10 protein-coding genes are annotated in these 12900 nt (G+C 30.0%); 4 read left to right on the forward strand and 6 right to left on the reverse strand.

Features of this window, described 5'->3' with window-relative positions; genetic code table 11:
- The first annotated feature begins 1 nt into the window (after position 1).
- From AC4PG3_RS12560 to AC4PG3_RS12570, 3 genes are read left to right on the forward strand one after another with little or no spacing between them, the layout of a single operon-like run.
- A complete protein-coding gene (locus AC4PG3_RS12560) occupies positions 2-1204 on the forward strand; it encodes an NRAMP family divalent metal transporter (RefSeq protein ID WP_492196967.1) in 1203 nt (400 codons plus the stop codon).
- 20 nt (positions 1205-1224) lie between these two features.
- Positions 1225-1971, forward strand: a complete 747-nt coding sequence (pxpB, locus tag AC4PG3_RS12565; RefSeq protein WP_492196968.1) for a 5-oxoprolinase subunit PxpB — start codon at positions 1225-1227, stop codon at positions 1969-1971.
- Entirely contained in the window at positions 1958-2983 is a 1026-nt protein-coding gene (locus AC4PG3_RS12570; protein WP_492196969.1) for a 5-oxoprolinase subunit C family protein, read from the forward strand. The genes pxpB and AC4PG3_RS12570 overlap by 14 nt, the downstream gene beginning before the upstream one ends.
- Positions 2984-3153: 170 nt before the next feature.
- Here the strand turns inward: AC4PG3_RS12570 and AC4PG3_RS12575 are convergent, their stop codons facing one another.
- The 3 genes from AC4PG3_RS12575 to ald all read right to left on the reverse strand — a co-directional run bounded on the left by AC4PG3_RS12575 (position 3154) and on the right by ald (position 7217).
- Positions 3154-4278: a tyramine oxidase subunit B gene (locus AC4PG3_RS12575; RefSeq protein ID WP_492196970.1), complete on the reverse strand. Its 1125-nt coding sequence runs from the start codon at positions 4276-4278 to the stop codon at positions 3154-3156.
- Between the two features lie 220 nt (positions 4279-4498).
- Positions 4499-5890 carry a sodium/glutamate symporter gene (locus tag AC4PG3_RS12580; protein WP_492196971.1) on the reverse strand — a complete coding sequence of 464 codons (1392 nt, stop codon included), beginning with the start codon at positions 5888-5890 and terminating at the stop codon, positions 4499-4501.
- 208 nt (positions 5891-6098) lie between these two features.
- Positions 6099-7217, reverse strand: a complete 1119-nt coding sequence (gene ald, locus AC4PG3_RS12585) for an alanine dehydrogenase (RefSeq protein ID WP_492196972.1) — start codon at positions 7215-7217, stop codon at positions 6099-6101.
- Between the two features lie 317 nt (positions 7218-7534).
- On the opposite strand from ald, the gene AC4PG3_RS12590 reads away from it, so the two are divergent.
- Positions 7535-9295 carry a sigma-54 interaction domain-containing protein gene (locus tag AC4PG3_RS12590; protein ID WP_492196973.1) on the forward strand — a complete coding sequence of 587 codons (1761 nt, stop codon included), beginning with the start codon at positions 7535-7537 and terminating at the stop codon, positions 9293-9295.
- Positions 9296-9613: 318 nt separating this feature from the next.
- Here AC4PG3_RS12590 and AC4PG3_RS12595 read toward each other — a convergent pair whose 3' ends face one another.
- From AC4PG3_RS12595 to AC4PG3_RS12605, 3 genes are all read right to left on the reverse strand, one after another.
- A complete protein-coding gene (locus tag AC4PG3_RS12595) occupies positions 9614-10618 on the reverse strand; it encodes a type II TA system antitoxin MqsA family protein (protein ID WP_492196974.1) in 1005 nt (334 codons plus the stop codon).
- Positions 10619-10770: 152 nt separating this feature from the next.
- On the reverse strand, positions 10771-11088 hold the full coding sequence (locus AC4PG3_RS12600; RefSeq protein ID WP_492196975.1) for a hypothetical protein: 318 nt from the start codon (positions 11086-11088) through the stop codon (positions 10771-10773).
- A 457-nt stretch (positions 11089-11545) separates the two neighbouring features.
- Positions 11546-12873 (reverse strand): IS3 family transposase gene (locus AC4PG3_RS12605; RefSeq protein WP_492196976.1). Its coding sequence is split into 2 segments (ribosomal slippage): positions 11546-12837 and positions 12837-12873, totalling 1329 coding nucleotides; the frame shifts between segments, so codons are not numbered across the junction.
- Positions 12874-12900: the final 27 nt, after the last annotated feature.

The following is a 12900-nucleotide window of genomic DNA, read 5'->3' on the forward strand; positions in this document are numbered from 1 at the left end:
GGTGAAAAATTTGGATCAAAATAAAAATAAAAATTTATCTGTAGTTCTAGGTGCTGCGTTTTTAATGGCTACTTCAGCAGTAGGACCTGGATTTTTGACTCAGACTGCAACCTTCACATCAGAATTAGGTGCAACTTTCGGTTTTGTAATTTTAACTTCAGTTATCATGTCTTTAATCGCTCAATTAAATGTATGGAGAGTTATAGGCGTATCTCGTATGAGAGGTCAAGACATAGCTAATAAAATTTTACCTGGATTAGGATATTTCCTAGCCTTTGCAGTAGCTCTTGGAGGATTGGCCTTTAATATAGGAAATATAGGCGGCGCTGCTTTAGGGTTAAATGTATTGTTTAACTTAGATTTAAGGATTGGTGGAGCTATATCAGCAATTTTAGCTATAGGAATCTTTTTATCTAAAGAAGCTGGTAAAGCGATGGATACTTTGACTAAAGTATTGGGTGGTTCTATGATTGTCCTAATAGGATATGTAGCATTTTCTACATCTCCTCCAGTAGGGGAAGCTATAAAAAGAACATTCATACCAGAAACTTTCCCAATCTTAGCAATTATTACATTAGTAGGGGGAACTGTAGGAGGTTATATAACATTCTCTGGTGGACATAGATTACTAGATGCAGGAATTTCTGGAGAAGAAAATTTAGATCAAATACAAAAGTCTGCACTTACAGGTATGGGTGTTGCAACAATTATAAGAATTCTATTATTTTTAGCAATCTTGGGAGTAGTTTCAAAGGGATTAGTATTAGACGAAGCAAACCCTCCAGCATCTGCCTTCCAATTAGGTGCAGGTACTATTGGATATAAATTTTTCGGTATTGTAATTTGGGCGGCTGCAATTTCTTCAATAGTTGGAGCAGCTTATACATCAGTTTCATTTTTAACTACTTTAGCTAAGACCATTGATAGAAATGAAAATAAATGGATTATAGGCTTTATCGCAATTTCTGCAATCTTATTTGTTACAATTGGTAGACCAGTTGCACTTCTAGTAATAGCAAGGTCTCTAAACGGTATAATACTTCCATTGACATTGGGCACTATGCTTCTTGCATCTACAAATAAAAAAATTGTAGGAAACTATAAACATCCTAAATGGCTATTAATCTTAGGGATTGTAGTAGTATTAATTACTCTTTATCTAGGAATAAGCTCCCTATCAGGACTTAGTGCTCTATTTAATTAAAGAAAAGATGGTGATAAATTATGTATGATAAGACAAAATATATTATAGCTGGAGATAAATCCCTTGTAATAGAGTTTGGAAACTCTATTACTCCAGAAATAAATGCAAAGATTAGAAGTATGGTCCAAGCTTTAGATCAAGAAAAAATATTAGGTATCAACGAAATCATACCTACCTACAGATCTATCTTAGTTCTATATAATCCCTTAATAATAGAATTCAACAATCTTGTAGGTAAATTAAAGACAATAGAAACTTCATTAAAAGATTCAAATAAATCTCAAATAAGAATAGTAGAAATTCCTACAGTTTATGGTGGAGAATATGGCCCTGATATAAGTTTTGTAGCAGAACATAATAATTTAACAGAGCAAGAAGTTATAGATATTCATACTTCTAGAGATTATCTAGTATATATGCTGGGTTTTACTCCAGGATTTAGTTATCTTGGTGGAATGAGCGAAAAAATAGAAACCCCTAGACTACAAACACCTAGAACTAAAATACCCGCAGGCTCTACTGGTATTGCAGGAAAGCAAACTGGAATTTATCCTATAGATAGTCCTGGCGGTTGGCAGCTTATAGGAAGAACTCCTGTAAAACTATATACTCCTTTAGAGGATCCCCCCGTTTTGTTAAATGCAGGTGATTATGTGAGATTTGTTCCTATAGATGAAAATGAATATTTAGATATACTGGATAAAATAGAAAAAAATGAATATGAAATAAATATCATACAAGGAGGTGAAATCCGTGAGGAAGTTTAAAATTTTAAATCCTGGCCTTCTTACAACTATACAAGATATCGGAAGATGGGGATATCAAAGATATGGTATGAGTGTGGGAGGTTCTATGGACCATTTTTCAACTAGAATAGCAAATCTATTAGTAGGCAATGATGAAAATGAAGCAGTTTTGGAAGCCACTTTAACAAGCCCTGAAATAAAATTTCTATGTGATGAAGTTATAAGTATAACTGGGGCAGATATGAAACCTAAGATAAATGATGAGCCTGTTCCTATGTGGACTAGTCTTCTTGTAAGGGCCGATGATAAATTAAGTTTTTCTAATGCTACCTCAGGGATTAGAACCTATATCGCCTTTTCTACAGGGATAGATGTGCCTAAGGTAATGAACAGTAAGTCCACATTTCTTAAAGGAAAAATAGGAGGATTTGAAGGAAGAAAGTTAGCTAAAGGGGATAAAATCCCTCTAGAAAACAAGATAATTCCAGACTCTGGAAGCTATTTACCTATGAAATTTAACCCTGAATACAAATCTGAAAATACCATAAGGGTAGTTTTAGGTCCTCAAGATGATTATTTTCCCCAAGAATCCATTGATACATTCTTAAACTCAAAATACAATATAACTTCTGAAGCAGATAGGATGGGATATAGATTGGATGGCCCTAAAATAGAACATATTGATGGTGCAGATATAATCTCTGACGGTATTGTCTTTGGATCTATACAAGTTCCCGGACATGGATCTCCAATAATAATGATGGCAGATAGACAAACTACAGGAGGATATACTAAAATAGGAACTGTTATAACACCAGATTTAAATAAGCTAGCTCAGATGAAACCCGGAGAAAAGATTAAATTTGAAAAAATCTCCATAGAAAAAGCACAGGAAATTTATAAGCAATACGAAGAAGACATATCAGATATAAAGACCTTTATAAAGGATAATAGATTTGAATTTAGAGGTATAAGGAAGATGAGTTTTAGAGTTGGCGAAAAGACATTTAATGTGGATATAAGAGAGATTTAACGAAAAAAAGTTTTCCTCAATTGAGGAAAACTTTTTTATTAATCCATCTACAAATAATATTCTTAATTGGGATAAAACTCTATTTCTAGTAACTTAAATATTTAACCGTTGCTTTATCCTATAAATTTCGTCAATAATTTACTGATGCTCTAATTCAATTTTTAAAAGTTTTATCTTGCTTGATATGCTCTTTCCCAAAGATTTAATTTAGTACCAATACCTTTTTCCAAAGCATTTTGATAAATCCTATATCCCCATGCTACATCATATACCGGTTGACCTCCTAGCCCATATAGGATTATATCACCTTTTGCTTCTCTTCCTTTTATCTTTCCAGTAATTACATCTCCAATATTTTCAATTACCTCTGCTGTCATTCTTTCCTCATGAATCCAATCCAATAATTGTCTTCCAATAACCCCCATGGTTGGATTATAATACGGATATTCTTCTTCATCTAATACAGATTCGTACATCTTCCAATTATCTACAATAAATTTCATATTATTCACTGCAAAATCTGGATCAAAATCTGCAGTTGCAGAAACAGTAAACAACGTGCCAGGACTTATCCATTTTTCTTCTATTTTTGGATTAGCGTCTCCAGATGTAGCAAGATTTACTACATCACTATTCTTTATAGCCTTCTCAATAGTATCAACAATAACAACTTCTAAATTTGAGTATTCCTCATCTAGTCTCTCTTTTAAAATTTTTGCTGTTGGTGTATAAACATCGTAAATTTTAACTGTTTCTAAAGTTGGAACTGCATCTATTATCGCTTCAGCACTTGAAGTTCCAATTGCTCCAGCACCTACTATCCCAAAAACTTTTGAACCTGGGTTAGCCAAATATTTAGCACCTACTCCTGGTATAGCACCTGTTCTCCATGCACTTAATAAGTTTGCCGATTGAAATGCTAAAGGTGCCCCTGTATCTACATCATTTAAAGTCATCATTAATATTGATCTAGGAAGTTCCTTTGAAATGTTTTCGATATTTGAACCGTACCATTTACATCCACAAACTCTATATTCTCCTCCAAGATAAGCTGGCATAGCCATAAATCTTCTATCTGGGCCATTTTTAGGCATTCCAGAATGTACTGGATCGTCAGGAAAATCTATTAACATACCATGTGAATTATCATTACTTCCTCCCATAATATAATCTCCTGCACTTAACAATTTGAATACGTTTTCCATTTCTTTAATACATTCATGCATATTAAGTACGCCAGCTTCTATCATATCCTCTTCATTTAAATATAAAAAGTCTACTTTTGGTATTTTCATAATTAAATCCCCCTAATAATTTTATTTTAATTTTTCGTACCTTTCCGTTTTATTCAATATTCAAAATTACATAAAAATTATCTCCTCCCTATTTATATATTTATTGACTTATTGTAAAATATACACTTACTACTATAAATATATTTTTAGTACTATCCTACTTGTAAAAATATAAGTTGTTTTTATACATTTTATCTATATTAAAAATATACTTATTAAATTAAACAAACTCATTATTTTGCTTTGTTGTTACACCTAATGTTTTTCTTTGACTATTATCAATACCTAGCCACCAACTTCCAGTTAATTTACCTATAATAAAGCTTGCTATTATAAATATACTTAATACTCCAACTATTATCCACCCTTGACCATTCATTAACATTGCTGGAACCACTGACCACATTATAATTTCTACAAAACTTGTAAGAGGTGTCATTGCAGTATCTTCAATTGTCTTTGATTTATTTTCTGGATCAACTATTCTAAGCAATACAAAACCTATAGCAAATACTCCTGTAGAATAACCAAATATAAACATAGCTCTTTCAAACCAACTATCTTTATTAAATATTTTTCCTAGTGGATATACAATTAATACTACTATCGCTATTCCAACTATGCCCATCAGAATTAAAGGTAAAGCATATTTCGCCACTACTGCTAATTTGATTGATGATATACCAAAGAATACTAAATAATCAGTTGAAGTTCCAGATATTTTCCCGCTTATACCTGTATCTATATAATTGTAAACTGGTGTCTTTTTCAAAGCTAAAAAGAAGATTAAAGCTAATATATAGGCTATAGTAAAGTCAGGAATTCCAGATATGAAGTTTTCAGCAATCCACATATTTAGCATGTAACTGATCCCAGAAATAGCCAAGATAATTGATAAGTGAAAACATAATGTATCTAATGATACTGGTGAAATTGTTTCTTTGCCTACTGATTTCCTATTTTCTTTTTTTACTAGACCTGTTTTAATATCCCCTGTAATATATTTGAAATCTTTTATATATCCACTATCTCCTCTTTTTGTTCCTATCTTTATTAAAGCTAATCCACCAAAAACTCCTATAAGTATACCCATAGTTGCAAAAGTCATAGCTAAATCTGGAGCATCAGACCAACCTAAATTAGCAAGAGTTCCCCCTACCGCAGTTGCAGTTCCATGTCCTCCATAAAATCCAGAAACTAAGAGAATGCCAAATCCATCATTTAAAACTGGAAATACTTTTGTGAATATCAATAATGTTAAAGTTATTGGTATTATAAATTGAATGAAAAAAGCAATAAATCTGTATAGTTGGAATCCTAATAATCTATTTATTTCTTCTTTTGATGAATCTTTATTGCCAAATTCAAATCCATTTATCCCAACAATCGTAAAAATCAAAATAATTAATACTCCGGCATAGGATCCTATTGAATCTGAAAATGGTAAAATATTTAGTACATTAGGTCCTAGTATTAATCCTAAAAACCCAGCAATCATACTCGCTGGCATGAAAAACCTTTGGAAAATTGTAACCTTAGCTCTTAAAATTTGTCCGATTAGTATCAACATAGATGCTAATGCAAAATCTAAAAAGAAATTATAAACGGTCATATTTTCACCTCTAAATTATTTTTTTGTGCATAGTAATTTCCATCTATCCTCCTTTACTAATATAATTTTAATAACTTGCTTTAGAACTCTACAATTCGTATATTTACTACCTTCATTTATATTGAAATATCTAGATTATACCTATTTTAGGTATATAGTGTTAATTCGTCTATAACCTTAAATAATAGAAATTATTATTTCCAACTATCTATACTAAAATATCTTTTAATTCTACATATTCCATACCATACACCTGTGCAATTGCAGGATATGTAACATTTCCATCTATTACATTTGCCCCTTTCCCCAGAGAATAGTCTGCTTTAAAGGCTTCTTTCCATCCCATATTAGCAATTTTCATTACATAGGGTAGAGTCACATTTGTAAGTGCTAAAGTGGAAGTCTTTGGGACAGCTCCTGGAATATTACCTACTGCATAGTGTATAACTCCATGTTTTACAAATGTAGGCTCAGCATGAGTAGTAGCTTTTTCTATAGTTTCCACACATCCTCCTTGATCAATTGCCACATCTACAACAACACTTCCCGGTTCCATCTGTTTTATCATTTCTTCTTTAATAAGTTTAGGAGCTTTAGCACCAGGAATTAAAACTGCACCTATAACTAAATCAGCTGACTTCACAGCTTTAGTTAAATTGTATTCATTGGAATACAAGGTTTCAACTTTCCCCATAAATATTTCATTTAGATAAGTAAGTCTCTCTATAGAGATATCAAGAACAGTTACTCTAGCTCCTAGACCTACAGCCCTTCTAATTGCACCAGTTCCTACAATTCCTCCACCTACTATTACTATGTGTGCAGGAGCGACTCCAGGGACTCCATCTATTAAAATCCCCTTACCTCCATTTGTTTTTTCTAAATATATACTTCCCTGTTGTACTGCCATTCTTCCTGCAATTTCACTCATTGGTGTTAAAAGAGGTAAAAATCTATTAGTAAGTTGAACAGTTTCATATCCAATGGCAATCATTTTAGAATCCTTTAAAGCTTTAGTAAGCTCTAAATTGCTGGCTAAATGCAAATAAGTAAATAAGATTAAACCTTTCCTAAAATATTTATACTCATTTGCTAAAGGTTCTTTTACTTTTAAAATCATTTCAGATTTTTCCCATACGTTTTTTGCTTGCTCTATGACCTTAGCTCCAGATTCTTCGTATTCCTTATCACTAAAACCAGCACCTAACCCTGCATCTTTTTCTATTAACACACTATGACCAGACTTTACTAAAGAGTTTACGCCATCAGGTGTGAGAGCTACCCTATTTTCCCTTGTTTTTATCTCTTTTGGCACTCCTATTATCATGGGCACTCCTCCTTTTAATAATTTCTTATAATAATATAGATGCAACTTACATGCCAATTTTATTGTTTAAGTTTATAAATCTGATAATTGTTGATATACACTAACTTCAATGGTATACTATCAATAAATAAATGACTATTCCGATTAATCTAAAATCTCAGATTGATATATTAAAATCTGATTACTAATTTTAATATAGTTTGTATTAACTTAAAATGTTGGTTTTAATACTTTATTTATATATTTATAAATATCTTAAATTGATACATATAGTCTCATGATGAGACTGCATAAGATAGTATAAGGAGGAAATTAAAATGGGAGAATTATTGCAAATACAAGATTTTGTACAAGAAATTGCTCAAGCAACATCACTAGCTTTAAATCTAAATGTTGAGATTGTCGATATTAACTTGTTAAGAATTGCTGGAACTGGAATTTCAAAAGGCAAAATTGGTGAATATTTTCGAAAAAAAGGTATTGTAAATAGATATATATTTGAAGGTACAAATACAGCAGTTGTAACTTCTCCTGGAATAGATACAAGATGCTCACAATGCGATCTATATGGTTGTTGTGATACAAAAGCAGCTGTATATTCTGCAATTATCGTTGAAAATTCTACCCTCGGTGCCATTGGAATTTTAGCTCATACAAACACTCAAGCTTTATTAATTGATAAAAATAATAAAGGTATGTTGGATTTTGTTAACTCAATGGCAACTTTAATAAGTTCTAAAGTAAGAGAAAACAGAATAGTATCTGAATTGAAATCTTCTTTAAAATTCAATCAACTTATTATGGACAATATAAACAAAGGAATAATTACAGTAGATAATTCTTCTATTATAAAGAATGTAAACACTTATATCCTTCATAAGTTAGGTATTAAAAAGACAGATTTTATTAATAAACCAATCCATAACTTTTTTAATAATTTTGATATTGATTCAATTAAAGATAGAAAAGATATGGATGATTTGGATGATTTGGATTACGAATACAACAACAAACATCTAAGATTCGTATATAAAACTAAGTTAATTGTTGTTGATGATGATATTGAATCAATTGTATTAATAATCGATGATAAAAAAGATATATTTAAAATAGCAGCCCAAATAGAGCAAAATAATAAAGCTATAACCTTCGATGATATAATTAGCTGTGATTCTAATTTTAATAATTTCAAAAATACTATGAAAGATGTTTCAAGATATGAATCAACAATGCTTTTAATAGGAGAAACAGGAACGGGTAAAGAACTCTTTGCACAAGCAATTCATTTAAATAGCTCCCGAAAATCTAAACCCTTAATAATAATTGATTGTGGATCAATCCCAGAAAATTTAATAGAAAGTGAATTGTTTGGTTATGAAAGAGGTGCATTTACAGGTGCAAATAGCAATGGTAAAAAAGGAAAATTTCAATTAGCAAATAATGGCACTCTATTCCTTGATGAATTAGAAAATATGCCACTTTATTTACAACAAAAATTATTAAGAGTTCTAGAACAAAGAACAATAGAACCTCTCGGCGGAACAAAAAGCATAAATATTGATGTCAGAATTATTGCAGCTACAAATAAAAATCTTAAAGACTTAGTTATCGAAGGAAAGCTTAGAGAAGACTTATATCACAGGTTAAATGTGATTCCCTTTAATATTCCTCCCCTAAGAGAGAGAGGAGAAGATGTAATAGTATTAAGTAATCATTTTATTAAAAAATACAATGAAAGATTTAATAAGAGAATTTTAGGCATAACACCTGAAGTGGAATCAATTTTTAAAAATCATTCTTGGAATGGAAATATTAGAGAATTACAAAATGCTATTGAATACTCAGTTACGCTATGCAAGCATAGCTATATAGGTACAAAAGATTTACCTTTTCATATTAAAAGCTCTATTAATACTGAACAAGCGAATACACTAAAAGAAATCGAAAGTAAACATATAAAAAATACTCTTAATAAATTTGGTATGTCAGAAAAAGGAAAATTAGAAGCAGCAAAATATTTAGGAGTTAGCCGTGCCACTATATACAGAAAGATAAAAGAATTAGGCATTACCGATTAAATGTCTAGCATCTCGAGTAACCTTTTCTGTATAATATTTTTCATCTATTATAGTCCATCTTCATATAAAAAAAGTTTTCCTCAATTAAAATGTAATAACCTTTTAATTTATTACGAGAAGTACGATGCTTATTTTTGTGCCTATTGTAATTATTGGACAGAAAATACTTGCGGAGATTCTGAATGTGAATTATGTAAAGATAGGCCTAAGAAATCTCTATAGCATTTAATCATGTCCTTAGGAATTCACTTTAAAACATATAAAAATAGCACCATGGATTTCCACCATAGTGCTATCAATTAATTTATACTTAATTTTTTAGTTAAAAATCATATTTAAACTCTCAGCATAATCATAGGAAATAAGATCCCTATTATTATTCTTAATCCATCCATCCTCTTCATGTGATAAACGTGAAATTTCAGTAGTACTCTTTTCTTTTAATTTATCTATCACACTATTTATTATCTCAATTTCTTTATCTTTAAAAATTGATAAATCATAGTTTTTTTTACTTATTATTCTAGTTGTTGTACTTCTGCCATCTTCAGATTCTTCTTTATAAAATTTATCGTCAAAATAGTTTAGTATCTCTTCATATTTAAATTCTTCAATAACAGGCCCATAAGTATATTTCATATACCTTAAACCAGTTATTGATCGTATATTTTCTTTGAAATTTAAAAAATCAACAAACCACAAATACTTATTTAAGCTAGTTTTATATAGCTCAACATTATCTGCAATATAGCTTATAAGATTTATCAACCTTTCAATATCAAATCTTCGAAATCCATTATATTCATCTTCCTTGTGCGTTAAAGAATTAATTGTAAAAATTTTAAAATTATCTTTAAAAGAATCCTTAAGGCCATTTTGAATTTTTTCATATGTTTTTTCTGTTATTCTTTCACATTGGAAAGCTTCTTCAACCTTTTCTTTAAATATATTCTCATTAGAAATCATTAACTTTAACAAATCATTATGGCTTTGACCTGGAATAGCCCCTCTTTCATATCTGTTAATAGTCATTTTTCCCCAATTCAATATAGATGTAAGCTCTCTTTGGGATATATTATATTTATCCCTAAATTCAATAATTTCTTCAGAACTTATTATATTAGCAAGTTCCCTGTATTTTTCATAAAGGTTTTTAAAGTTTTCAGCTTCAAGTTCTGGAACGTATAAGTCATTTTCACAAGCATCACACACCCCAATTTTTTCAGTTACATTAACCTCATAACCCTTATATTCTTTTATTATCTCCCTCCTTATAGAATAGTTTACTTTTTCTTTGCAATTGTCACAGTAAACTTTTTTCATTGTAATAACTCCCCTCTAATTTTTAATTACTCCAATTTATAGCAAGCTTATATCTTTATACAAATTTAATATTTTATATAAACATATAAGCCAGCTCCATGGAGCCGATAATATAGGATTAGTACTATCGACCCCATATAAAACCTATAGATTTATTCATCTTCATGAAAAGATATAAAAACAACCTCATCTGGTGGATTATATCTAACCTTTATATAAATCAACATATCATCTAAATAAGAACTTTTAAATTCTAGTATATATCCTTTATAACCATCTCTATCTTCTTCTGGTCCATCTATACAGTCACCTGGGCTTAAATCTAAGATGATTTCTTTTAAGTCATGATGATCTAAAAAGTATTCTCTCATAAAAGATACATTTTTACCTCTAGGTATTGGCATACATCCATTCTTTGATACCTGTCTTTTTATTTCCTTAAGAAATGACTTTCTAAAATTTTCCTTCATGTTTATAACAGTACCCGCCTTTCATTTGCTTTTTATCACAAACTCATAAGATGTTGGTACTATCATTATATCATATATTTTATTAATTGCCATCATTTAGTGGCATGTTTGAAGATATTTTTCCCGGATTTTAAAAAATTATACTTATTGTATCCAAAAAATTTAAGAATAGTTACTAAACGATTGAGCTTAATGCCATAAAATATATTCTATAAAATTTATTTATATCTTTTCTGAATTTATATTTAATTATTGTATGGTTGTCCAGAAAATCAAATTAACTTTTCTACTAATAAAACAACTATATTAAAATTATAGAGAATCTAATCATAGCAATACTTGATATACTTTTAGAGTAATCTTATCCATTATAATTTATAGTTAATAAAACTTAAACCAAAAGTAGAGTCCTTATAATAAAATGGTACCTATGTCAAGGACATAGTAAAAAAAGGAGTTAAGCAACAAGAAGATGATTTCTATATTGAATAGGTGTCATCTTCTTCAAATTCCATTGATAACGATAGTTATTATAATACACCATATAATGATTAATTTTTGATTTTAATTCATCTAATGTTTTACAAGACTTATAATCAACTTCATCCTTAAGATGCCCAAAGAAAGATTCTTGAGATGCATTATCCCAACAATTACCCCTTCTTGACATAGATTGGCCTAACCCGTACTTTTTAAGAAGTTTTTGATATTGCGGACTAGTATAATGACTTCCTTGATCCGAATGAATAAATGCATCTTTATGGAGCTTTGTTTTATTGTTTTTTATTAATTTATGAATAGTATTAGTAGCTATATCAAGAATAATTCTACCTGATACATTGTAAGCCAAAATTTCATTTGTAGAAGCATCTTTTATAGTTGATAAATAAGCCATATTATTGCTCCCATATGGCAAATATGTAATATCAGTTAATAATACCTTTCCAGGTATATTTTGTTTAAATTCTCTGTTCAACTTATTTGGGACAACTTGATGTTCTTTTGTTGCTTTAGCTATTTTTCTATAAGGATTTGATTTTCGATGAGGACAAACTATATTATACTTTCTCATTATTCTTTGAATACGTTTCCTACTATAATTTATATTGAACTCATTTTGTAAAATCATTTTTATAGACTTTGAACCTTTTTTGTATCCACGACGATTAAATGCTTTTAATACAATATCTTTTACTTTTAAATCTTCTTGTTCCCGTGATATTCGTGAATTTGTAGCATTTAAGTAGCTATAGTAACCAGAGCGAGATACGTCTAAAAGCTCACAAAAATATTTAGTCATATTTTTCAAGCCATTGTGAATTATTGTTTCATGGATTAATTGAAATACCTCACTTGTCTTTAAATTTATGTTTTGATTTATCAGCCTCCTTTCTATCATGTCTGCTTTTTTTAATAGATTTACCTGTTCTTCTAATAATTTGATTTTAGCCTCTTGTCGTTTAATTATTTCTTCTTGAGAAAGTTCACGTTCTAAAGGTATTCCTGAAGCTGTTTTACGAGTATCTGTTAATCCAATAATCCCATTCTTTGCATAAGCATTTCTCCATCTGTCCGATGCTGTATAAATTCGTTTCTTACCTAATACATCTACATCAAATCCACATTCCTCGAAGATCTGACTTGGTAATTTCCCTGATAGATATTTATCAATAAATTTCTTTTTAAATTCATCTATATATGTAATTGCTAATTTACTTACATGTTTAACATTAGGATTTTTTCTAATTTTTCTATGTCTTTTTGAGAAAAGGTAATTTTACTCATTGTTACTCCTCCAATCAGTTGAGTTTA

The organism is Tissierella sp. QWL-11, assembly GCF_058683765.1.